Source organism: Actinoplanes hulinensis (assembly GCF_019429605.1).
Taxonomy (GTDB): Bacteria; Actinomycetota; Actinomycetes; order Mycobacteriales; family Micromonosporaceae; genus Actinoplanes; species Actinoplanes campanulatus.
The window spans coordinates 143,325-166,950 of record NZ_JAHXZI010000006.1 but is presented as its reverse complement, the minus strand read 5'-3'; the positions used below and the strand labels follow the sequence as shown (position 1 = coordinate 166,950).

The window sequence follows — 23,626 nt, the reverse complement described above, 5'->3', positions numbered from 1 at the left end:
GTCCCGGTCCATCCCCAGGACGGTGGAGGATGGACCGGGCACCCCGCAAACCACGCCGCCATGCAGGCCCCGCCTGCCACGCCGGCAGCCCATGCCACCAGCCGGGCGCTCACCCTCCTGCCACAGTTCGGCACGCCGCGCCCGCAGCCCACGCGCCACCAGCCGGGCCCTCGCCCAACTGCCGCACCCCGGCACGCCGCGCCCGCACCCACGCCATCAGCCGGGCCCTCACCCTCCTGCCGCCCTTTCGCACGCGGTCGCCGTTCCAGACCCTTTCCGGTACGGCTACGCCGGCACCCGATTCCGGTTGAGAACCCGACTCGCCTCTCCGAGCAGCCCCGTTCGGCGGAAGCGGTTCCCGTCCGGCTCGGCCCGATAGCCTTCCCGGCCATGCGCGATCTCGACTTCCTCGATCAAACCCGTTCCTCGTACGACACGGTGGCCGCCAGCTACTCCACCCTGTTCACCGACGACCTGCCGAGCCAGCCGCTGAAGCGCAGCCTGCTCACCCTCTTCGCCGACCTGGTGGACGGCCCGGCCGCCGACATCGGTTGCGGCCCCGGCCACGTCACCGCTTTCCTGCACGGCCGGGGCCTGGACGTCTTCGGCGTCGACCTCTCCCCCGGCATGGTCCAACAGGCCCGCGCCAACTACCCGGACCTGCGCTTCGAGGTCGGCTCGATGACCGACCTCGACCTGGCCACCGAAAGCCTCGCCGGCCTGAACGCCTGGTTCTCCACCATCCACGTACCGGACCGCGAGCTGCCCGGCGTTTTCGCCGAGTTCCACCGTGTACTGCGACCCGGCGCCCACCTGATGCTGGCCTTCCAGGCCGGCGACGACGACAAGCACTACACCGAGGCGTGGGGCCACGGGGTGGCCCTGACCATCCACCGCCGCCGCCCGGAAGCGGTCGCCGTCCTGCTCACCGAAGCCGGTTTCGAGCCGGTGGTGACAACAATCCACGAGATCCCACCGCCCTACACCGTTCCGAACCCCACACGGCAGGGCGCCTTCCTGATCGTCCGCAAACGCTGACCCTGAGACCCGTCTTCGGACAAGGCCCGACCCGCACGATCAGAACAGCCCCCGAACCTCGCACCCGTCGATCACCGGCTCTGCCATACAAGCCCGAAGCTCCAAGATCATATTGGAGAACACCCATTCAATGCCTTGATCACACGAGTGAATCCGAGGCGGAAGCGGCAGCCTACGATGCCGACAGCGAGGATTTCCACAGGCAGCTAGAGAGCATCTCGGTGGGACCAATTTGGCATGATCGACTTTAAGGTCGGGCTTACACTTCTTCGCGTCGGCGCAGGAGAATTGAAGTATGCCGCAGCTCCAATTGTTCACCAAGAAGAAGACTTCCGAGATGCGTGACTGGAGCGCGCGCCGGAACCACTCTCCAGCCGCTGAACAATTCCGTCGCGAACACGAGCGTCATCGCGCATGGGGCCTACGAAGGCGACACGAAGAGCGCCTCCGCCGCATCCGCACCCGTGCCGACGAGACAGCTCAGTCAGCCGGCCGCGCACCGGAGAGCAGCACGGGAGAACGCCCGGACACAACCACCCCACCCCGGCCGGAGAGGGCCACCCCAGCGCTTCCCGACACCACCACCTCACCGCGCCCGAACACGACCACCTCACCGCGCCCGAATACGACCGGCTCACCGCGCCCGAATACGACCGGCTCACCGCGCCCGAATACGACCACCCCAGCGCAGCCGAACAGGGCCACTCCGCCATGCCCGGGCAGGGCAACCCCAGCGCAGCCGAACACGACCACTCCACCATGCCCGGGCAGGGCTACCCCAGCGCGCCTGGGCACGAGCGCCCCGCCGCGCCCGGGCAGGGCTACCCCAGCGCGCCTGGGCACGAGCGCCCCGCCGCGCTCGGTCGATGCACATCCCGGCCTCGAACGGAGCGGCACGCACTCGGTTGAGCGGCCGGCAGCACAAGGTCAGCCGATCAATGGCGGCCTGATACAGCCCCATGACCATCGAGTGGAGCCTCGACTCGGCCGGCCGAGGAGCACCTCACACCGGGGACGGGCCTGGGACCACACGGCTGGAAGACCCGCAGATCAAGTGTCTGAACTGCACAAACACGCCAATGGCACGGGCGCTCCGGAAGATTTCGCCCAGCAGTTCCGCGCACCAACCCGGCGTGCTGGCACCGCCACCACCGACGGTCCTTCCGTGGACGAAACCGCTGATCAACTCGCCGACCCCGTCGAACGGGCCGGCTCGCCGCTTGACTGGAACCGCCCGCCGCTGAAGCCCCGGCCACAGCGGCCCACCGCCCAAGTGCGCCAACCACGTAGCCAAATCGATCGTTCCCCCCGCCACGGCTCCAGGCCGATCAGACCCGTCAACCACAACCGGCACCGGTCAACCCACCGTCCGCTACTTCACGCCGGCCGAACCCATCCGGCTGTGACCCGCAGCACGGCCGAACCCATCAACCACATACCCACACCCGCCAAACCCGCCCAGCACAACCGCACACGGGAGAGTGCGCCGACTCCAACCCAAACCAAGAGACGGTGCCAGCTCCAACCCACACCGACAGAGGGCGCCCACACCGAAAGACGGTGCCAGCTCCAACCCACACCGAGGGAGGCTCCGACCATGACCGTCCATCAACCGGCGTCGCGCGGCCGCGGTGGCCGCCGATTCGGCCAGTCGGGTTAAGGGGAACATCGGTCAGTGGGATCGGGAGACCGCTGCCGGCAACCAACCTTCCTGAACGAGTCAAAGCGGCGACTAACAATGGCCAGATCGGACGTCCTGCCCGCCGCCGTGCCGATTCATAGCTGATCGCCGTGACGCTGACGCCCGGTCCGTTTCTTCTCGGTCATCGACGAGGAGCGACCGAGGAAGGCTGGAGAGAGGGGTTCAATCCTGCATTTGCGCTGCCGCATGGAGAAACCCTTTGCCAGCGATAGAGGATACGCAGGCGATAGAGAATAGGCACGGCCGCCTCCGAATCGGTTCGGTTCCGATTCCGGTGCCGGCACCGCATCAGCTGTGCGCCTCGGCCTATTGCCCCGGAGAGGCCGCCGACTGACCCCGAACTGTCGACACGTGGCTGGGTCGCGGCCACGAGTTCAGTGGCGCCGCTGACCAAGGCCCAGCGCACGAGAGCCGTGAGGCCCAGGCAAGGGCGGGTCCAAGCCCAGCGCGTTCCCACATGTCCCGTGGCCACGCGCTATGGCCTTCGGGCTGGGAGGGGGACAGCGGTGGAGGCAGAAGCGGTTGCGATGCCGCGTACTCGAGAGACTTGCGCATCGGCAACACCCACCTTGCGGGCCGATTCCCACCCAAAGCAGACTTCGCGGGCTTGAGTCCTCGCCGCGGCCCGGCGGCGATGTCAGTGAGCCGGCCGGCGCACACCTGCTGACCGGACGCGCATGGCGATGGTTGGGAGCCCGGGTGGGCGGCGGGTGGGTGAATGGTGGCGGTGCGGTAGCAGGCCTCAGCGGGGAGCGTGGCGGGCCGATTCGCAATTCGTGACTCTCAACGGCCTGGACGAAGTGCTGCATGACAGCGACCGCACCCGTGTTTCGCGCGTCCACGTGGTGGGCGGCGAGCGGGTGGTTCGCAAGCAGCCGCTCGGGCTTGGTGCGGCTGACCGGCTGCGTAACGAGATCGCGATGCTGCGCCGCCTCGACGGTGTCCCGGGTACCCCGCGGCTGGCCGGGGAGCCGGACGAGCGCTCCTTGACGCTGGTGGACGACGCCGCGCGTACGCTCGCTGATGGGGAAAGGCCGTGGGAGCCGGAGGCGCTGACGGAGCTGGCCGTCCGCCTGGCCGGCGTGCTCGCCGGGATTCACCGGCGTGGCGTGGTGCACCGCGACGTGAGCCCGGCGAACGTGCTGGTCGACGACGACGGCCGGCCCACGCTGATCGACTTCGAGCTGGCCGGGGACCCGGGCCGGGAGGCGGGCGAGGTGCTGGCCGGCACCCTGCCCTACCTGTCGCCGGAGCAGACCGGGCGCACCGGCCGGCCGGTCGACCACCGCAGTGACCTGTACGCCCTCGGCGCCAGCCTGTACGAGCTGGCCACCGGAGAGCCGCCGTTCGGCCGTGACCGGGAGCCGCTCTGCCTGATCCACGACCACCTGGCCCGTGTCCCGATGCCGCCGGACGAGGTGAATCCGGCCATTCCGTCCGACCTGTCCCGGATCATCCTGCGGCTGCTGCGCAAGGAGCCGGGCCAGCGCTACCAGAGCGCCGAGGGCCTGATGCACGACCTGATCCGGCTCAGGGACAGGGACGGGAACACGTTCGAGCTGGGCGAGCACGACTTCCCGCTCCGCCTCGCGCCACCCGCCCGGCTGATCGGCCGGGACGAGCCGCTGGCCGCGCTGCACACCCTGTTGACCGGGGTGACCGCCGGTGCCGCCGGTGCCGCCGGTGCCGCCGAGGACAGCGAGACCGCCGGAGCAACCCGGTTCGCCCTGATCACCGGGCCCGCCGGGGTCGGCAAGACCGCCCTGGTGGATCGGCTGCGCCCAGCGCTGGCCGGTGCCGGGGGCCGGTTCGTGGCCGGCAGGTTCGACCAGTTCCACCACGATCTGGGCAGCGGGATCCGGGAGGCGTTCGGCCGGCTGGGCGAGCAGCTGCTGGCCGAGCCGGAGGACGTGGTCGCCGAGTTGCGCGACCGGCTGCGTACCGCGCTCGGCCCGGACCGCGGCCTGATCGCCATGATGATGCCGTCGTTCCGGCCGCTGCTGGCCGTGGAGCCGGAGGGGCCGTCCGGCGACGACCCGCGGGTGGTGGTCGCGCGGCTGCGCACGGCCGCGCTCACCCTGCTGCGGGCGGTGGCGAGCGCCGAGCGCCCGCTGGTGCTCTTCCTCGACGACCTCCAGTGGGCGACCGGCCCGTCGCTGCCGTTCCTTCGCGATGTTCTCGACGCCGGCGACCTGCCGGGCCTGCTCGTTCTGGGCGCCTACCGGGAGGAGGAGGTGGACGAGACGCACCCGCTGACCGCGATCGTGGCACGAGCGCACCGGATCGCGCTCTCCCCGCTGGCCGGCGACGACCTGGCCGAACTGATCGCCGGGATGCTGCGCCTTCCCGAGGCGGACGCGGCGCCGCTGGCCGCCGTGCTGGCCGAGCGGACCGGCGGGAACCCGTTGGACACCATCGAACTGGTCAACGCGCTGCGCCGAGAGGGTGTGCTGGTCCCGGAGAACGGCGGCTGGCGCTGGGATCCGGCCGAGGTGCGGGACTTCGTCGGCCACGGCGACGTGGTCGCCCTGATCAGTGCCCGGATCGAGGCGCTGCCCCCGCGGGCGCGCGAGCTCGTCGACGCGATGGCCTGCCTCGGCGACTCGCTGGAGACGTCCGCGGCGTTGCGGCCGGCGGTCGACGACGGCCTGGTCGTGGTCGACGGCGGCCGGGCGCGGTTCCGGCACGACCGGGTGCGCCAGGCCGCGTACGCTCGCCTTTCCCCGGACGACCGGGCCCGGCTCAGCCTTACGCTCGCCCGCCGGATCGCCCCGGCCCCGGCCGCCGCGCCGCTCTATCTGACCGCGGCGGATCTGCTCACCGATCCGGCCGAGCGGGCGTCGGCCGCGGCGCTGCTGCGCCGGGCCGCCACGTCGGCCCGGCTGGTCGCCGACCATGCGGGGGCCGAGCTGCATCTCTCGGTCGCGCTGCGTCTTCTCGACAAGACCGACGAGGGGTACGCGGACACGCGCGCCGATCGTCATGCCGTGCTGTGCGCGCTCGCCAGGTTCGACGAGGCCGACCGGGTTTTCGCCGAGATCACCGCGGACGCCGGCGACCCGGTCTGGCTGGCCCGCCCGGTGGCCGAGCAGATCGGCGCGCTCACCAACCGCCGGATGCTCGACGACGCCCTGCGGCTCGGTACCGGCCTGCTCACCCGGCTCGGCGTCGACGTGCCGGAGCCGGCCGCGATGGGCGCACGGATCGGCGCCGGGCTGGCCGCCTTCCACAGTGGGCCGGGTGCCTCCGGAGCCGTCCGGCCGGAGTTGACCGATCCGCGGCTGCTGGCCGTCGCCCACCTGATCAACCGGCTGGTCCCGACCGCGTTCTTCGCCGACCGTACGACGATGGCCTGGCTCGTGGTGGAGGCCGGTGAGCTGTGGTCGGCGCACGGCACCTGTGCCGCCCTGACCGGCGCGCTCGGCCACCTGGGTGTGATCACGATCGCCGGCGGTGGCGACCACCGGGCCGCCTACCAGGCCATCTGCCGGGTGCTGGCGGCCGGCGAGGAGCACGGCCACGAGCCGGAGACCTCGCAGGTGCGGTTCCTGCACGCGCTGGGTACCGTGCCCTGGTTCGAGCCGCTGGAGGCCGGTGTGCGGCTGGCGCACGAGGCCCGCGACGGGCTGCTGCGTGGCGGCGACCTGCGTACCGCGCTCTACACGTACTTCGCATCGGTTCCGCAGATACTGGACTGCTCGGCCGACCTGGCGTCCGTCCACCGGGAGGCCCGGGACGCGCTGGCGTTCGGCGAGCGGATCGGCGCCGGAGCGGAGACCCACATGTTCGTCATCGCGGCACGCCTGGTCGGCACGATGCGCGGCGAGACCACTTTCGACGACGCCTACCTGGAGAAGCTGATCGGCAACGAGCCGGCCACACAGTTCTACTCGACCGTGCGGGCGCTGGACGCGGCGATCTTCGGCGACGACGGGGCGCTGGTCCGGCACGGTGCCGCCGCGGTGGCGCTGCTGCCCGCCGTGCCCGGCTCCTACCCGCACGTTCCGGCGCACCTGCTGGCCGCGCTCGGCGCCGAGGTGACCGCGCGTACCGCCACCGGCGCCGACCGCGAGCGGGCCATGGCCGTACTGGACACGAGTGTCGCGTTCCTGGCCGCCCGCGCCGACGCGCAGCCGGCCAACTTCCGGCACCTGTACCGGTTCGCCGAGGCGACCCGGGCCGCGGCGCACGGCGACTTCGCGTCGGCGGCGGCCGCGTACGACGCCGCGATGGCCGACGCGGCCACCGCCGGACGGTCCTGGCACGCGCCGCTGATCGCTGAGCGGGCCGCGCTGTTCTATCTGGACGCCGGCCTGGAGCACGTGGGCACCCGGCTGCTGGCCGAGGCGCTGTCCGGGTACGCGCGCTGGGGCGCCACCGGCAAGGTCCACGCTCTCAAGCGCACCCATCCGGCGCTCGGCTCGGCGGTCGCGGGTGGCTCCGGGACACGGGCCTCCACGCTCGGCGGCGGCCACAGCGTGAACCTGTCCACCGAGGTGATCGACTTGATGGCGGTCCTCGAGGCGGCGCGGGCGCTCAGCTCGGAGACGAGTCTCGACGCGCTGCGGGTGCGGGTGCGGCAGGTGCTCGGCGCGATGACCGGGGCCACCGCCGTGCATGTGGTGCTGCGCGACGACCGTACCGGTCAATGGGTTCTTCCCGGTGACGGCGACCGGCCGGAGATGGACGCGGACGAGGCGGCCCGGCTCGGCCTGCTGCCGCTGACCGCGATCCGGTACGCCGAGCGCACCCGGGAACCGCTGCTCATCGACGACGTGACCATCGACGACCGGGTGGGGCGGGATCCGTACCTGGCCGGGCTGGACCACTGCTCGCTGCTGGTGGTGCCGGTCATCGGGCAGGGGCAGCCGCGTGCCGTACTGGTGCTGGAGAACCGGCTGAGCCGTCGCGCCTTCTCGGCCGGCCGGCTCGACGCGGTCCTGCTGGTCGCCGGGCAGCTCACCGTCTCGCTGGAGAACGCGCAGGTCTACGCGTCGCTGGAGCGGGCCGTCGCCGAACGCACCGAGGAGCTGGCCGCGGCCAACCACCAGCTGGAACTGCTCACCGTCACCGATCCGCTGACCGGGCTGCCGAACCGGCGCAAACTCACCGTTTTCCTGGACGAGGCGTGGCAGCGGGCGGCCCGGTCCCGGGAGCCGGTCGGCATCGCGATGATCGACATCGACCACTTCAAGAAGTACAACGACCACTACGGCCACCAGAGCGGCGACGACACCCTCAAGCTGGTCGCGGAGGCGCTGCTCGCCTCGGCACGCACGACCGACCTGGTGGCCCGCTACGGCGGCGAGGAGTTCTGCATAGTGATGCCAGGCGCTTCCCCGGAGAACGCGATGGTCGTCGCCGAACGGGCCTGCCGGGCCGTGTCCCGGCTGGCGGAGCCGCACGCGCTCGCCGACGGCGGCGTCGTCACCGTCAGCGTCGGCGTCACGTCCGGCTCCCCGGCCGACGGCGACGAGCCCGAACACATGATCAAGTTCGCCGACGAGGCCCTGTACGCGGCCAAGAACGCCGGGCGCAACCGCGTGGTGGCCGGATGAACCACCGTTCCCGCCGTTTGATGTTCGGCACCCTGATCGCGTCGCTGGCACTGCTGTCCGGGCTGGCCCTGGTGGACAGCCAGCGGCACGCCCGCATCGTCGAGGACATCGCCCGCGCCGGCGACCAGGTGTCGGCCTACCAGGAGGCCGCGTACCTGTCGGCACGGGAGATGTCGCTGCTCCGGGCGAGCGCCGCCGACCCGCGGAGCGCGGAGCGCCTCCAGGTGCTCGGCGCGGACACCGAGACCTACCAGGCGACGCTGCGGATCGCCGAGCTCAACCCGGAGGCGACGACCGTCGTCCAGCGGCAGATCCACCTGCGCCAAGTGATCACCTGGTACCTGTCGATGCTGGACCAGGGCAAGATCACCGAGGCGCGGGAGACGCTGGAGGCTTCGATCGCCCCCGCCTACCGGCGCAACGGCGCCAAGCTGCTCGAACTGCGAAACCGCTACCAGCAGGAGTACGACGAGCGGGTGGCCGACGCCCGCCACGACTCCCGGCGGCTGCTCGTCGCCGGCATCCTCACGTTCGTGCTGAGCCTGGTCGTGATCGCGCTGTTCGTCTGGAACAGCCGCGCGCACCGCCGCCAGGTGGAGACGATGGCCACGACCGACCTGCTCACCGGGCTGCCGAACCGGATCGCCTTCACCGAGCAGCTCCAACGAGCACTGGTCGCCGCCCGGCCCGACCGTGCCGCGCCCGGCGTCACCGTGCTGACCGTCAACATCAACGGCTTCCGGCACGTCAACGACCAGCTCGGCCCGCACGTCGGTGACCGGCTGCTGGCCGAGGCGGGCCGGCGCCTGTCCACCGTGGTGCGCGACACCGACATGGTGGCCCGGACCGGCGGCGACGAGTTCGCGATCATGCTGCGAGACCTGGACCCGGCCCGGGCCGAGGACGTGGCGGCCCGGCTGCGGGAGGCCTTCGACGAGCCGTTCCAGCTCGACGACGTCACCGTGGACCTGGAGATCAGCATCGGCGCGGCCACGGCGGCCGACGGCGACGACGTGAGCACCCTGCTCGGGAACGCCGACAGCGCCCTGCACGACGCGAAGGAGCAGCACGACGGGTACCGCCGTTTCACGGGACAGTCCGGACAGGACAGCGCCGACCGGCTCACCCTGCTCGGCGACCTGCGGCGGGCGCTGACCGACGCGTCCCAGTTCACCCTGCACTATCAGCCCAAGATCGGCCTCGGTGGAGCCGGCGGCCTGATCGGCGTCGAGGCGCTGGCCCGCTGGCACCACCCGGCCCGCGGCCCGGTCCCGCCCGGCCAGTTCGTACCGGTGCTGGAGACCACCAGCCTGATCCACCCGTTCACCGAGCGGGTCCTCACCATCGCCCTCCAGCAGGCCCGGGAGTGGCTGGACGCCGGCCACCGCATCCCGGTCGCCGTCAACCTGTCCACCCGCAGCCTGCTCGACGAGTCCTTCCCGGACCGGCTGGCCGCGCTGCTGGCGTCCACCGGGGTACCCGGTGAGCTGCTGGGCATCGAGATCACCGAACACACGGTCATGTCCGATCCCAGCACCACGATCGAGGCCCTGAACCGGGTGCGCGCCCTCGGGGTCACCACCTCGATCGACGATTTCGGTACGGGCTACTCGTCGATGACGTACCTCAAGCTGCTGCCGGTCGACGAGCTGAAGATCGACCGCTCGTTCGTGGCCGACATGGTCACCGATCCGAGCAGCCGCGCACTGGTCGCCTCGTCGGTCGACCTGGCCCACAACCTGGGTCTCACGGTCGTCGCCGAGGGTGTGGAGGACGCCGCCACCGCGGAGGCGCTGGCGGCCCTGGGCTGCGACACCGCCCAGGGCTACCACTTCGCCCGCCCTATGCCGGCGGTCGACCTCTTTCAAACCCAGCCCGCGTGACCGGGTCCTTCGCCCGGCCGGTCAGGGCTTGCGGGCGACCGCGCCGAACTCGTCGACCTCGCGCAGGTTCTCACCGGCGGCGTCGGCGGCCGGGCGCCACTTCGAGCACGGCACCAGGCCGGGCTCCAGGACCTCGAGGCCCTCGAGGAAGCGGCTGAGCTGGTCGGGGTGACGCAAGTGGTACGACAGCGGGGCGTTCGCGTTCCACACCCCGATCGCCTCCTCGAACGCCGGGCCGTCGATCACGTTCGTACCGTCGGCGGTGAGGAAGTAGCTGCCCGGCGGCAGCTCCGCGAGCAGCTGCCGGACGATCGACACGGCCTGATCAAGATCGGGCACGTGACCGAGAATGTTCATGAGGATGAGACAGACCGGCTCGTCGAAGTTCAGCGTGCCCCGCGCAGCCCTGATGATCTCGGCGGGCTCGTGCAGGTTGGCGTCGACGTAGTCGGTCTTCCCCTCGGACGTGCTGGTCAGCAGCGCCCGCGCGTGCACCAGCACCAGCGGGTCGTTGTCGACGTAGACGATCCGCGAGTCGGCGGCCGCGGCCTGCGCCACCTGGTGCGTGTTCTCCGCGGTCGGCATGCCGGTGCCGATGTCCAGGAACTGGCGGATCCCCCGCTCCTGCACCAGGAACGTGACCGCCCGCTTCAGGAACGCCCGCGAATGCCGCGCCACCACGGTGATGTCCGGGTACAGGTTCGCGAAGTCGTCACCGACCGCCCGGTCCACCGGGAAGTTGTCCTTCCCGCCGAGCCAGTAGTTCCACACCCGGGCCGAGTGCGGCACGCTCGTGTCGAGCTTGGCCGCGTCACTGTCGGTCATGGCGGGAAGCATACGCCCTAATCCTTTCCGGTCCACACCGGACGGACGACGTTGCGGAACGTCGCTCGCCCACGGTCCGGGCCGTTCCCGATCACCCCTCACCCCCGGTACGAGCCGTTCCCGATCACCCCTCGTCCTTGGGACGAGCCGCTCCGGATCACCCCTCGTCACCGATGCGGGCCGTTTCGATATTCGCCCCCGCCGCGCCCGCTTCGGGGCCTGAGACAGGGCTGTTCGGATCGCTCCGTGGCATGACCGCCAGCAGGACGGCCACCGCCACGGCGCCGGTCGCGGCGCCCAGGTACTGCGCTCCGCCGTACCCGGCGCCCGCGCCGATCATCGACAGGAAGACGGCCACCGCCACCGCCACCGCCCCGCCCACGTGGCTCGCCGACTCGAAGAGCGCCGACGCTACACCCGTCCGGCGCCCCCACGTCACAGACCCGCCCGCCGAGCACCAGGAACCCGCCGATGCTGAGCGAGTAGAGGGTCACCACCCACTGCAACCGCCCCGGCGCAAGCCCGAACTCGTCCCCGATGGCAGGTAGCGCCGTCGCCGCCGCCAGGCTGTCGAACAGCACGAGGAAGATCGCCCCGGCGAGCACCAGCGCCGTACTCCACTGCCGCCGCACCGGCGTGACCGCCACCTCGCCGCGACCGTCCATCTTGCACCGAGTGCCCACCAGGCCCTTTGAAAACCGATTTCGTACGCCGGCCCGAACCCGATCCAGCCCGGTCACACCAACCCGACTGGCCACCAGAGCCCTCTCACCCGCTCCGGAACAGCCTGTCAACGGACCCGATCCGGCCCGCTACCTGGACCGGATCCAGCCGGAACCCACTCGCCGGCTCGCCTTTCGGTCACGCTGGGCCGGTAGTCACGGTCTTGCCGTCCAGGCACCCGGGTTGCCCGCTCCCGGCCGTTTCGCCGGTCACCCGGGGCGAATGGTCGCGGTTTCCCCAGGGTGGGTGGGCGCACACGATGGCAGTGTCGCGGTCGCCTAGGTGGCATTTAGCCGCGGCGGCCGCGCACACGAGGTCTTCCGTGTGCGGCCACCCCGGCTTCCACCGCCCGAACGAAGGTGCGCGGCCACCCCGGCCTCCACCGCCCGAACGAACGCGCGCGGCCACCCAGGCCTCCACCGCCCGAACGAACGTGCGCACCGCCCGCTAGGGAGACCGGCGGCAGGACGCTCGTGTTTCCGCGGGTCAGCTGGTCCGCGTTCGTCGACGACGTGAAGGCGGGTCGCTTCTCGAACTGACAGCGGGCGGAACATTCAGGTGCGCCGGGCGTCGGCCGATACCTAGCGGCACCTGATACTTCCGCTTCGCGACCCCTTGGGATTCTGCCGTATGTCCGTTCTGACCCGCCCCGCCGTCCTTCTCGCCAGCGCCGCCGTGGCCGCGAGCCTGCTCGTCGCGCCCGGCGCCGCCTACGCAGCCGACACCACCACCGAACTCACCGCGGCCGAGATGAAGGCGGCTCTGGAAGAGGTGGCGGCGGCGAGCGACTCGGCCGCCGCTGTGGGCTGGAAGGGCGCTACTGACTACAGCTTCTCGGAGTCCGGCAGCGCCGCCGTCGTGGCGGCCACCGAGACGATCACCGCGGATCGTGCGCACGGGCTGCTCTCCGATGTCTTCACGTTCAACGGGTACGGCACGATGACGGTGTTCATGGACGAGGGTTCCGGCGTCTACCAGTCGATCACCGACCCGCAGTGGAATGCGGCGCTCAAGATGATGGGCCGAACTTCGGTGAAGTACACCTTCGTCGCCGACAAGACGATCGACCTGGATGAGAGCGCCCCCGACCCGGGCTACCTGGCCGGTGACTACTCCGTCCCGGGCACGAGGACGGCCCACGACGACGGCTCGGCCGACTACGCGTTCACCGATGAGGACGGTGCGGTCTTCGCCCTGCACGTGAACGTCGATTCCGTGCTGACCGGGACGGACGTCACGGTGACCGAGGACGGCGGCACCCTCGCGGTGTCGATGGAGAACTCGTACGGACCGCAGTCGGTGACCCTCCCGACGGCCGGCCAGACGATCGACCACCGGACGTTGGCCGCCGGAGTCGCGTACCTCGACATGCCGGCCACCGTGCAGCTTGCCGCCAAGACCGGCGCCGCCGACACCCGCAAGGCCGCCAAGGGCCGCAAGGTGAAGGTCTCCACCTTGCGCAAGGTGGTTCGCAAGGACGTGTCGACGGTCAACGGCAAGACCGGCGTCAACATGGTCAAGGTGAAGAACGTGACGGGTGGCGTCAATGTGTACGCCGTCAACCCGTGGACGAAGAAGACCGTCAAGTATTCGGTCAAGGCGTCCGGCAAGAAGGTCGTCGTCAAGAAGCGCTAACCCATGTCGATCTCGTAGGCGCTGTCGCTGACCTCCGGGTCGGGGTGGGCCCGGAGCGCGAGCAGCAGATCGTGCCACGGCCGCCCCCACCCGAAGGTGGCGCCGATCCGGGCCAGCGACAGCGCGATGAGACCACCGGGCAGGTCGCCGCGGGCGGTGAGACCGCTGATCAGCGGCGCCAGGAACTCCGCGTCGATCAGCTCGGGCAACTGACGCAGCCGTGCCCCCACCCGCTGGGCGACATCCACCGCGACGACCGGACGGCCCGCGCACCGGTCGGCGATCTCGTCCAGGTTGTCGAGGCGCCCCAGCTCCACCAGCGCGGTCAGGGCGAGCCGCAGATAGCCGGGCCGCCCGGCGAGCCGCCGGATCTCCGGGATCAACTCGACACGGCCCACACCCGAACCGCGCCGGGTGGCGGCCCGCACGATCAGCTCGATCCGCCGCCGCGCCGGCCGGTCCGCCCGCGGCGAGAGAACCCCGCTTCCAGCGGCATCCCGCGCAAGAGGACGACCAAGCACACCGCCAGCGGCATCCCGCGCAACAGGACGACCAAGCACACCGCCAGCGGCATCCCGCGCAACAGGACGACCAAGCACACCGCCAGCGGCATCCCGCGCAACAGGACGACCAAGCACACCGCCAGCGGCATCCCTCGCACCAAGGCGGTCAAGTGCGCCCTCAGCCGCATCCCGAACAACCAGGCGATCAAGCCCACCCTCGGCGGCGTCCTGTGCGGCGAGGCGGTCGAACGCGCTGTCGAGCCAGCCGGCGCCGGCGTGGGTCATCAGCCAGGCGGCCTCGTCGCCGTCGAGAATCTCGTCGAGGTCGGTGATCCGGTCGACCAGCATCTCGGTGAGGTCGCCGGACCAGGGCGCCCAGCGGGGCAGCTCCCCGTAGGCGGCACGGCGGATCTCCCGGTCCGAAGCGTCGCACGCCGCGACGATCAGCGCCGCATAGCGGGGCCGGTACTCGACCGGCACCCGGGCCGGGATGGCGCCGAGCACCGCCTCGTACTCCTCCCGGCTGCCGCCGGCCGCCGCCTCGATGATCGCCCAGCTCTCCTCGACGTCGAGATGCCGGCGGGCGGTGGACACGATCGCGGCGCGCACGTCCCGGTGCTGGCCGTCCAGCCGGTACGCCTCCAGCAGCGTCCCCATCGCCCCCGGCGGCCCGTAGCGGCCGAGCAGCCGGACCGCCTCCTTGCGGCTGGTCACCTTGGCCGGACCGGTCAGCACCGTGTTCAGCAGCCCGGGCAGCCGTGACGGCGGAATGTGCCCGACCGCCCGCGCCGCCGCGTACAGGGCGGCCCGGGCCCGCTCCCCACCGGCGTGGGCGAGCAGGTCGGGCAGCGCCAGGTCGGGCCGGTCGGTCCAGATCAGCGCACCGAGGGCCGCCTCCGCCAGCACCACGTCGGGCGAGTCGAGATGGCGCCGGACCAGTTCCCGGCCCACCTCCGGCACCCGCGCGGCGGCCCGCAGTGCCCCCGCCCGTTCCCGGGGTGGCACGTCGGGCGCGTCCACGACCCGTTCCATCAGGTCGACGAAGCGGCGCTGCTGACGGGGCAGCCAGCGTTCCGGGTGGGGCGCGCCGGCCGGCACCCGGTAGGGCTCCATCGCGTCGAGCACCGTGTCCAGCAGGTCGGTCCGGTGGGCGCAGACGGTCTGCCAGACGATCGGGAGCCGCGCCGTCTCCGGGTCGATCGCGAGCACCTCGGCGACACGTTCTCCCCGGGTACGCCGGTCGTCCAGCCAGTATCCGACCGCCTCGGGAGTGTCGGCGATCGCCGTACGCAGCATGTCTTGAAGGTCTTGAAGGTCGTGTGCCCGATCGCCGAGCGCGGCGGTGAGCGCGAGCAGCGGCCGGTGCGAACCGCGCGCCGAGGCCGCCGCCACGAAGGGCCGCAGCCGCGCGAACACCATCGCCTCCTGGCCGCGGCGCAGCAGGTCGAGGCGGTGCGGGGACGGCACCGACCAGACCGTGGAGGTGCGTTCGACGGTCGCGACCGCCCATTCCACCAGTTCCGGCTCATCGAAGTGGTGGTGCAGGACCCCGGCTGCCAGCCGGCCGAGCGCGCCGATGCCGGCGGGTGAGGCGTCCCGGGCCTCGATCGCGTCGGTGGCGATCCTGGTGAGGTCGTCCACCGCGGCCGGGGTGAGCAGGCGGGCCGCGCCGACGAGAGCGGTGAGCGCGGCCGTCCGGACCGGGTCGTGTTCGTTGCGCAGCCACCGCAGCCGGGCGGTCACCTCGGCCACCGTTCCCGGGTCACGGGTGCGCAGGGCTGCGGCGACCAGCAGCGCGTACCCGCGGGCCCGCACGCCCGCGTCGCCGGCTCGGATCGCGCTCTCCAAGGCGGCCGAGGCGGCCGGGAAGTCCAGGAAGGAACTCCAGGTCAGCACCTGCGCCTCGTCGTCGCGGATCACCGGCAGGGCCAGGATCCGCCGTGCCTCGCGGATCCGGATCGCGGCGGGCAGGACCTCCATCTCGCGAACGACCGGAACGCGCTTTCCGGTGTCCACATCGGCCAGCGCGGCGTCGTACACCGCACCTCGGCGCGCCGGCGGCAGCGCGGCCAGCAGGTCCGGCAGCGAACGATCCCGGATCAACCGGGCGAACGGCATCAGCCGCTCGTCCGGCAGGACGGCGAGGCGCCGCAGCAGCGACGGCCTCAGCGGCGTGCGGAGCAGCCAGGCCCGGCGGCCGGGCGTGCTGAGCAGCGCGGTCACCCTTTCCGGGTCGATCAGAGCCAATCGGGCGTACGCGTGACGCGCGCTCGGCAGCGAATCCTCCGGCCCGTACCGTTCCAGCAGGTCGAGGGCGACTTCCGGGTCGCCGTCGAGGATCGGCTGGGCGGCCTCGTACCAGATCCAGGTGCGCTGAGCCGGTTCGGCGGCGGCCAGCCGTTCCCGGAACCGCTCGTGGACCGGGGTGGGGTGCCGCCGGGCCAGCGCGGCCATGTTGACCAGGTGTTCCAGGGTGGGCAGCAGTTCCCGGACCGTGTCCGCTCCGCAGGCGGGCAGCACCGCGGCGGCCTCCCGTGGCCCGTGATGGGTGAGCACGTCGCGGATCAGCCGGTCGGCGAGGTCGGGCCGGCGCAGCCGCCGCACCCTGCGATAGAGCCGTCGCCGGTCGACCGCCGTCAGATCCGCGATCCGCCCGGCGAGCGTCCCGGTGCGCAGTGCGGCGTCCAGGGCGACGGCCCGGAGAGCGGGCACCGGATCGCCGGCGAACTCGTCGATCGCCGCCAGGTCCCCGCTGGACATCGCGGCGATCAACGCGAGATGCCGCTCATACTGCCCACCCGAGCGCAGATCGGCGCAGACCGCCGCCCGCTCCGGCGCGGTCCTGGCCCACGCGGCGACATGATGCAGCCGCTTCCGGTAGGGCAGCGGTTCAAGGACGGCGAGCAGTTCCCGGGTCGCCTCGATCATGAGGAGCATTCTGCTCCCCACCGGCCATTCCCGCCCCCCCGCCCCAGTGCCCGGCCGGCCCTGGGAGCTGTCTCAACCCCGATGAGACAGCACTGACAGCCAGCCGGGGGTTCCGGCGGAGCCGGAGGAGTGGGAGGCCGGCCGCGGACGGTGCGGCCCGGCCTCCCGGGAGTGGTTCAGGCGGTGACTCGCTCGCGGATGGCCTGGCCCACCTCGGTGCGCAAGGCCGCGAATTCCGGGGAGCCACGGAGCTCGTCCGCGGTGACCCCGGTACGCGGGAGCCCGATCCGCAGGTCGAGGGCGATCTGCCCGGGCCGAGGTGTGAGGACCACGACGCGACTGCCGAGGAAGACCGCCTCGTCGACGCTGTGGGTGACGAAGACGCTGGTCCGGCCGGTCTCGGTGCTGACCCGGCGAAGGTCGTCCTGGAGATTCTCGCGGGTGAGGGCGTCCAGCGCGGCGAACGGCTCGTCGAGCAGCAGCAGGGGGTTGTCGACGGCCAGGGCGCGGGCGATCGCCACCCGCTGCTGCTGGCCGCCGGAGATCTGCCAGATACGGCGGCGGGCCACGTCGTGCAGGCCGACCCGGGCGAGGAGTTCGTCGACCCGGTCGGTGCCGGCGGGCAGGCCGGCGTATTTGAGGGCCAGCGCCACGTTGCCGCCGACGGTCTTCCACGGGAACAGCCGGGGCTGCTGGAAGACCAGGCCGGCGCCGCGCCCGGGGACGGGCGCCCGGCCGGCGGTGCGGACGGTGCCGGCGGTGGGCTGTTCGAAGCCGGCGATCAGGCGCAGCAGGGTGGACTTGCCGCACCCGGACGCCCCGACGAGGACCAGGAACTCCCCCGCCGGGACGGTCAGGTCGACCGGCCCGACGGCGGTGACGTCCCCGTAGGCGTGGGAGACGCCGTCCAGCACGATCGCGTCAGTCGAGGACACCCGGCAGCCCCTCTCGACAGGCGGGCAGAACGATCGCGTCAGCCGAGGACACCGGGGAGTCCCTTGACGTAGAGCGCCTTCTGTACGTCGGCGAGCGCCGGCACGGCGTCGATCTTCTGCTGGGACTTGAGGAACTCGGCGGCGCTGACCAGGTTGTCGGCGAGTTTGCCGGGGTTGCCCTCGGTGCCCAGCCACTCCGGCGATGACAGTTCGGCCGGCTTGAGGAAGACGCCCTGTGACAGCTGGGCCTTGGCCTCGTCGGCGGACAGGTTGAGTTCGGCGCCGACCGCCTTGGCCGCGGCGTCGGGGTCGGTGGCGATGAGGTCGAGGGCCTGGGCCTCGACCTTGCGCCACGCGTCGACGGCTTCCGGGTGGGCGTTGGCGAAGGCGGTGGAGACGACGCCGAGGTCGAGGGTGGGCTTGCCGCCGGCGGCCAGCTCCCGGCTGGTGATCAGGACCTTGCCGGTCTTCTTGAGCTCGTCGAGCGACGGCAGCCAGCTGTAGGCGGCGTCCAGGTCGCCGCGGGTCCAGGCGGCCAGGATGTCCTGCGGCTCCAGGTCCACGATGGTCAGCTCGGACTCCTTGACTCCGGCGGAGTCGAGCGCGGCGAGCAGGCTGTAGTGGGCGGTCGACGCGAACGGCGTGGCGACCTTCTTGCCGCGCAGCGACGCGACGTCGGTGACGCCGCTGCCGTTGCGCGCGACCAGCGCCTCGTTGTCACCGGCCACGTCGAGGACGAAAGCGACCTGGTACGGGATGTTGAGCGGCGCGGACAGCCCCCGGGCCACCGGGCTGGAGCCGATCGCCGCGATGTCGACGCTCTTGGCGACGAAGGCGGTGTTGATGCTGGCGCCGGAGTCGAACTTGGTCCAGGTGATCTTGTAGTCGGGCAGTGCCTTCTCCAGCAGTCCCTGGTTCTTGACGATCAGGTCGCCGGACGGGAACGCCTGGTAGGCGAGGCGGATGGTCTTCTGTTCCGGGTCGGCGCCACCGCTGGCGGCGCCGTCGCCGCAGGCGGCGAGGAACAGGGCGGACACGAGGGCGAGGAGTTTCTTCACGGGGGTTTCCTTTATCGGTCAGGCGCGTCCGCGCCAGGGGATGAGCTTGTTCTCAGCGGTCAGCAGCACGGAGTCGATGAGCAGGCCGGAGAGGCCGATGGCGAAGAGGCCGAGGACGACCACGTCGGTCTGGGAGTAGCGCTGGGCGTCGCGGATCATGCCGCCGATGCCGGGTACGCCGTTGATCGTCTCGGCGGCGACCACCGACGAGTAGGCGACGCCGACGGCGAGCCGGATGCCGGTGAAGATCTCCGGCAGGGCGCTGGGCAGCACCACGTCGCGGGTGGTCTGCCAGCGGCCGGCGCCGAGCGCGCGGGCCGCCTCGACGAGCCCGGTGGGCGCGCCGTGGACGGCGGCGGCGGTGGCCACGGCGACCGGGGGCAGCGCGGCGATCGACAGCAGCCACAGCTTCGGGGTCTCGTCGATGCCGAACCAGATGATGAACAGGCTGAAGTAGGCGAGCGGCGGCAGCGCCCGGATGAACGTGACGACCGGTTCGGTGACCACGCGCAGCCAGCCGATGGTTCCCATCAGCACGCCGAGGATCAGTCCGCCGATGATGCCGATGGCCGACCCGATGACGATCCGGCGGAGGCTGACGCCGAGGTGCTCGATGAGCAGGTGGCCGCTGTATCCGCGTACCCCGTCATGGGTGGTCGAGGTGGTGATGAGCTGATCCCAGACCGCGGAGGGTGGGGGGATGAAGGTGGGGTTGCGCATGATCCGCGCGGTGGCCTCCCACAGCAGGTAGAGCGCGAGCAGCGCGAGGAACCGCAGCGCGAGGCGGCGGCGGAGGCCGCCGCCGGGCGCGAGCGCCGCGGTGGGCGCTGTCGGTGGCGCGGGTGCGACGAGGGTGGTCACGGTTTCTCCTGGCAGGGGTACGCGGGAATGCCGACTATTCCTATCGCGTAGATGGACTTTGAGGCAATAGCCGTAACGATGTGTTTAAACATATATACCCAGTAGGCATTGTGGGTTACCTGAGCGGCTGCTTAGCGTTCTCACATGACCCTGCTGATCCCGCAGCGGACGAAGGAGGCCGACGGCGAACTCGTCGTCGTGCCGGCCCGCCATCCGTGGAGATGGGCCGGCGCCGCCCTGGTGCTGGTGCTGCTCGCCCAGTTCGTCCACGGCCTGGCCACCAACCCGGGCTGGGACTGGCCGACCTTCTTCGGGTACTTCCTGGAGGAGTCGATCGTCGAGGCGCTGCTGCTGACCGTCGAGTTGACCCTCGCCGGCGCGGTCCTCGGCTTCCTCGGCGGCATCCCGCTCGCCGCGATGCGACTGTCACCCAACCCGGTGCTGTCCACGGTGAGCTGGACCTTCATCTGGGTGTTCCGGTCCGTGCCGCTGCTGGTGCAGCTGCTGTTCTGGGCGAACCTCGGCTACCTGTACGAGACGTTGCAGGTCGGCGTCCCGTTCGGGCCGGGGTGGTCGTTCCCGACGGTCAACCTGATCAGCTCGTTCGGTGCGGCGCTGCTCGGCCTGGCGCTGCACGAGGCGGCCTACGCCGGTGAGGTGATCCGGGCCGGGCTGCTCTCGGTGGACCAGGGTCAGCACGAGGCGGCGGCCGCGCTGGGCATCCCGAAGTGGCGGCAGTTCTACCGGATCGTGCTGCCGCAGGCCATGCGCGCCATCCTGCCGAACGCCGCGAACCTGCTGATCAGCCTGCTCAAGAGCACGTCCATGGTGTACATCCTGGCGATCGGCGAACTCTTCTACCAGGTCCAGGTGATCTATGGGCGCAACGGCCGGGTGGTGCCGCTGCTGATGGTCGCCACCGTCTGGTACGTGATCCTCACCGCGCTGCTGTCGGTCCTCCAGTACTACACCGAACGGCACTTCGCCCGCGGCGCGCTGCGCACCCTGCCGCCCACCCCGTTCCAGCGACTCAAGGCGGCTCTGCGGAGATGATCGAGCTCACCGGCGTGCACAAGTCCTTCGGCGCCGTCGAGGTGCTGCGCGGCATCGACCTCACGGCGCGGGCCGGCACGGTCACCGTGATCCTCGGACCGTCCGGCTCCGGCAAGTCGACCCTGCTGCGCTGCATCAACCACCTGGAGAAGGTGGACCGCGGCACGGTCCGGGTGGACGGTGAGCTGATCGGCTACCGCCAGGCCGGCGACCGTCTGCACGAGCTCAGCGAGCGGCAGATCCTCAAGCAGCGGGCCGGGATCGGCTTCGTCTTCCAGAACTTCAACCTCTTCCCGCACCTGACCGCCCTGCAGAACGTCGCCGAGGCACAGGTCTCGGCGCTCGGCAGGTACAAGGGCGTCGCCAACGAGAAGGCGCACGAACTGCTGGGCCTGGTGGGGCTCGGCGACCGGGCCGGCGCCTACCCGCGGCAGCTCTCCGGCGGGCAGCAGCAACGGGTCGCCATCGCCCGGGCGCTGGCCCTGGACCCGAAGCTGATCCTCTTCGACGAGCCGACCTCGGCGCTGGACCCGGAACTCGTCGGCGAGGTCCTCGAGGTCCTGCACGAGCTGGCCCGGGCCGGCACCACGATGGTCGTGGTGACGCACGAGATCGGGTTCGCCCGGGAGGCCGCCGACACGGTCGTCTTCATGGACTCCGGCCGGATCGTCGAGCAGGGGCCACCACACGAGGTGCTGGACAACCCCCGTCACGAACGGACCCGAGCCTTCCTCTCCAAAGTCCTCGTCTGATCAAATTTCAAGAATCGGGAGCTTTCGTGCGTACAAAATGGATTGTGATGTCTGCGGTCTTGGCCTTGAGCCTGACCGCCTGCGCAGCGCCCGAGGAAAAGCCGGTGGCCGCGGCAGCGGCGGCTGCGCCTACGCTGAACACCGGGCCGGAGCAGAACCGGATCGTCCCGGCCAAGGACGAGGCGGCCGCCGCGCTGCTGCCCCCGGACGTGAAGGCGTCCGGCAAGCTGGTGATCGGCGTCGGCGCGGCCGGATCGGGCTTCCCGCCGCTCGCCTTCGCGGCCACCGACAACAAGACGCTGATCGGCAACGAGCCGGACATCGCGGTGGCCATCGCCGGCACGCTGGGCCTGGAGCCGGTGCTGGAGAACACCTCGTGGGAGAACCTGTTCATCGGCCTGGACAGCGGCAAGTACCAGCTCGGCGCGTCGAACATCACGGTCACCGAGGAGCGCAAGCAGAAGTACGACTTCGTCACCTACCGGCTGGACAACCTGGGCTGGCTCGCGAAGAAGGGCTCCGGGTTCACCATCACGAAGCCGGCCGACATCGCCGGTAAAAAGGTGTCGGTCAGCTCCGGGACCAACCAGGAGAAGATCCTGGTGGAGTGGGCCGAAGAGGTGAAGAAGGCCGGGCTGGCGCCGGTCGACATCAAGTACTTCCAGACCAACCAGGCCGTCTACCTGGCCCTCGGCTCCGGCCAGATCGACCTGCACCTCGGCCCCAACCCGTCGGCGGCCTACCACGTGGCGACCACCGGGCAGACCGAGATCGTCGGCACCTACTCGGGCGCCGGCAAGGACCTCCAGGGGCTGATCGCGCTCACCACCAAGAAGGACAACGGGCTGATCAAGGCGTACGCGGCGGCTCTCGACAAGCTGATCGCCTCCGGTGACTACGCCCGCATCCTGGACCGCTGGAACCTGAAGAACGAGGCGGTGCAGAAGGCCGAGGTCAACCCGCCGGGCCTGCCGATCGAGGGCAAGTGACGCACCCGCTCGACGACCCCGCCTGGAACTCGCTGCACGGCGCGCACGCCCGGTTCGCGGTCGTGCACGGGCGGGCCGCCCGGTACGACCACGAGGTGGCCCCGTTCCACGCCCTGTCCGACCCGGCCGACCCGAAGGCGTGGGACGACCTGGCGGATCTGGTCCCGCTCGGCGAGGCGGTCGTGATCCCCGGGGCGGGCGGGGCGGCCCGTCCCGGCTGGGAGGCGGACACCAGGATCGGCGGTGTCCAGCTGGTCGCCACGACACTGCGGTCCGAGCCGGCGCCCGGGGCGGTGCCGCTCGGCGCCGCCGACGTCCCGGAGATGCTGGATCTGGTCGAGCGCACCCAGCCGGGCCCGTTCCGGAAGCGGACCGTGGAACTCGGCGTCTACCTGGGGCTGCGCTCTCCGGACGGGCGGCTGATCGCGATGGCCGGGGAACGCCTGCACCCGCCGGGGTGGACCGAGATCAGCGCGGTCTGCACCGATCCGGGGTTCCGGAGGCGGGGGCTGGCCACCCGGCTGGTGCGGGCGGTCGCGGCGGGGATCCGGGAGCGGGGCGAGATCCCGTTCCTGCACACGTCGGCACGCAACGAGACCGCCATCCGGCTCTACCAGTCGATCGGCTTCGAGCTGCGCAAGAGCACCGATTTCACCCAGTACCGGCGAACACGCTGACCCGGCTTCGGCTACCATCCGGCATCGTGCGGATATTGAAGATCCTCTTCGCGATGGTGATCGCCGTCACCTCGATCGCCGGGTGCGGACTATTCGAGGAGAGCGCCGAGGAGAAGCTGGAGCGGACGCTCGACGAGACGGCGTCGTTCAGCGTCTTCCTCGACGAGGACGCGACCGAGCAGCAGAAGGCGGATGTGCGCGCCCGGCTCGAGAAACAGCCCGGCGTCATCGAGATCACCTTCGAGGACAAGGCCGCGGCGTACCAGAAGTTCAAGAAGCTCTGGGCCGACGACCCGGAGTTCGCCGACCAGGTCAGCGAGGACTCCCTGCCGGAGTCGTTCCGGATGAGGACGAAGGACGCCGCCACCAGCCGCGAGATCCGCGACGGCCCGACCGGCGACGAGTTGGAGGCGATGCCGGGCGTCCGGCAGGTCTTCTTCCAGTGCACCACCGTCGAGGAGTGCCGCAAGCAGCGCGCCGCCCTGAACCCGGGCCGGCCGGCCTGA

The 23,626-nt window shown here is 71.2% G+C and carries 15 protein-coding genes and 1 pseudogene; 10 read left to right on the top strand and 6 right to left on the bottom strand.

Features of this window, described 5'->3' with window-relative positions; genetic code table 11:
* Nucleotides 1-390 precede the first annotated feature (390 nt).
* The 4 genes and pseudogenes from KZ829_RS13180 (at nucleotide 391) to KZ829_RS13170 (ending at nucleotide 10,181) form a co-directional block, all read left to right on the top strand.
* Nucleotides 391-1,038: a class I SAM-dependent DNA methyltransferase gene (locus KZ829_RS13180; RefSeq protein WP_220144160.1), complete on the top strand. Its 648-nt coding sequence runs from the start codon at nucleotides 391-393 to the stop codon at nucleotides 1,036-1,038.
* A 2,379-nt stretch (nucleotides 1,039-3,417) separates the two neighbouring features.
* A pseudogene (locus KZ829_RS44860) lies at nucleotides 3,418-4,218 on the top strand (serine/threonine-protein kinase); the annotation flags it as partial.
* A 33-nt stretch (nucleotides 4,219-4,251) separates the two neighbouring features.
* On the top strand, nucleotides 4,252-8,298 hold the full coding sequence (locus KZ829_RS13175; RefSeq protein WP_372453866.1) for a diguanylate cyclase: 4,047 nt from the start codon (nucleotides 4,252-4,254) through the stop codon (nucleotides 8,296-8,298).
* Nucleotides 8,295-10,181, top strand: coding sequence for a putative bifunctional diguanylate cyclase/phosphodiesterase (locus KZ829_RS13170; RefSeq protein ID WP_220144158.1), 1,887 nt, complete (start codon nucleotides 8,295-8,297; stop codon nucleotides 10,179-10,181). Before KZ829_RS13175 ends, KZ829_RS13170 begins: the two co-directional genes overlap by 4 nt.
* A gap of 21 nt (nucleotides 10,182-10,202) precedes the next feature.
* Here the strand turns inward: KZ829_RS13170 and KZ829_RS13165 are convergent, their stop codons facing one another.
* Nucleotides 10,203-11,006 (bottom strand): SAM-dependent methyltransferase, encoded by an 804-nt coding sequence (locus tag KZ829_RS13165; protein WP_220144157.1) that lies wholly within the window; start codon nucleotides 11,004-11,006, stop codon nucleotides 10,203-10,205.
* 157 nt (nucleotides 11,007-11,163) lie between these two features.
* On the bottom strand, nucleotides 11,164-11,364 hold the full coding sequence (locus KZ829_RS13160) for a hypothetical protein (protein WP_220144156.1): 201 nt from the start codon (nucleotides 11,362-11,364) through the stop codon (nucleotides 11,164-11,166).
* A gap of 995 nt (nucleotides 11,365-12,359) precedes the next feature.
* On the opposite strand from KZ829_RS13160, the gene KZ829_RS13155 reads away from it, so the two are divergent.
* Nucleotides 12,360-13,364 carry a hypothetical protein gene (locus KZ829_RS13155; RefSeq protein ID WP_220144155.1) on the top strand — a complete coding sequence of 335 codons (1,005 nt, stop codon included), beginning with the start codon at nucleotides 12,360-12,362 and terminating at the stop codon, nucleotides 13,362-13,364.
* Here the strand turns inward: KZ829_RS13155 and KZ829_RS13150 are convergent.
* From KZ829_RS13150 to KZ829_RS13135, 4 genes are all read right to left on the bottom strand, one after another.
* Nucleotides 13,361-16,795: a thioesterase domain-containing protein gene (locus KZ829_RS13150; RefSeq protein ID WP_220144154.1), complete on the bottom strand. Its 3,435-nt coding sequence runs from the start codon at nucleotides 16,793-16,795 to the stop codon at nucleotides 13,361-13,363. The two genes, KZ829_RS13155 and KZ829_RS13150, sit on opposite strands and share 4 nt — an antisense overlap.
* A gap of 176 nt (nucleotides 16,796-16,971) precedes the next feature.
* Nucleotides 16,972-17,730, bottom strand: coding sequence for an ABC transporter ATP-binding protein (locus KZ829_RS13145; RefSeq protein WP_220144153.1), 759 nt, complete (start codon nucleotides 17,728-17,730; stop codon nucleotides 16,972-16,974).
* 38 nt (nucleotides 17,731-17,768) lie between these two features.
* Nucleotides 17,769-18,788 (bottom strand): taurine ABC transporter substrate-binding protein, encoded by a 1,020-nt coding sequence (locus KZ829_RS13140; RefSeq protein WP_220144152.1) that lies wholly within the window; start codon nucleotides 18,786-18,788, stop codon nucleotides 17,769-17,771.
* 18 nt (nucleotides 18,789-18,806) lie between these two features.
* The gene (locus KZ829_RS13135) at nucleotides 18,807-19,649 is read right to left on the bottom strand and encodes an ABC transporter permease (protein ID WP_220144151.1); all 843 of its coding nucleotides are present in this window, start codon (nucleotides 19,647-19,649) and stop codon (nucleotides 18,807-18,809) included.
* A 144-nt stretch (nucleotides 19,650-19,793) separates the two neighbouring features.
* Between KZ829_RS13135 and KZ829_RS13130 the strand changes: the two genes are divergently transcribed.
* Genes KZ829_RS13130 through KZ829_RS13110 form a run of 5 tightly spaced genes read left to right on the top strand, consistent with a single transcriptional unit; the run spans nucleotide 19,794 to nucleotide 23,626 of the window.
* Nucleotides 19,794-20,702 carry an amino acid ABC transporter permease gene (locus KZ829_RS13130; RefSeq protein WP_220144150.1) on the top strand — a complete coding sequence of 303 codons (909 nt, stop codon included), beginning with the start codon at nucleotides 19,794-19,796 and terminating at the stop codon, nucleotides 20,700-20,702.
* Nucleotides 20,699-21,454 (top strand): amino acid ABC transporter ATP-binding protein, encoded by a 756-nt coding sequence (locus tag KZ829_RS13125; RefSeq protein ID WP_220144149.1) that lies wholly within the window; start codon nucleotides 20,699-20,701, stop codon nucleotides 21,452-21,454. The genes KZ829_RS13130 and KZ829_RS13125 overlap by 4 nt, the downstream gene beginning before the upstream one ends.
* A gap of 47 nt (nucleotides 21,455-21,501) precedes the next feature.
* Nucleotides 21,502-22,443 carry an ABC transporter substrate-binding protein gene (locus KZ829_RS13120; protein ID WP_246635552.1) on the top strand — a complete coding sequence of 314 codons (942 nt, stop codon included), beginning with the start codon at nucleotides 21,502-21,504 and terminating at the stop codon, nucleotides 22,441-22,443.
* Nucleotides 22,440-23,120, top strand: a complete 681-nt coding sequence (locus KZ829_RS13115; RefSeq protein WP_220144147.1) for a GNAT family N-acetyltransferase — start codon at nucleotides 22,440-22,442, stop codon at nucleotides 23,118-23,120. The genes KZ829_RS13120 and KZ829_RS13115 overlap by 4 nt, the downstream gene beginning before the upstream one ends.
* A 26-nt stretch (nucleotides 23,121-23,146) precedes the next feature.
* Nucleotides 23,147-23,626: a permease-like cell division protein FtsX gene (locus tag KZ829_RS13110; RefSeq protein ID WP_220144146.1), complete on the top strand. Its 480-nt coding sequence runs from the start codon at nucleotides 23,147-23,149 to the stop codon at nucleotides 23,624-23,626.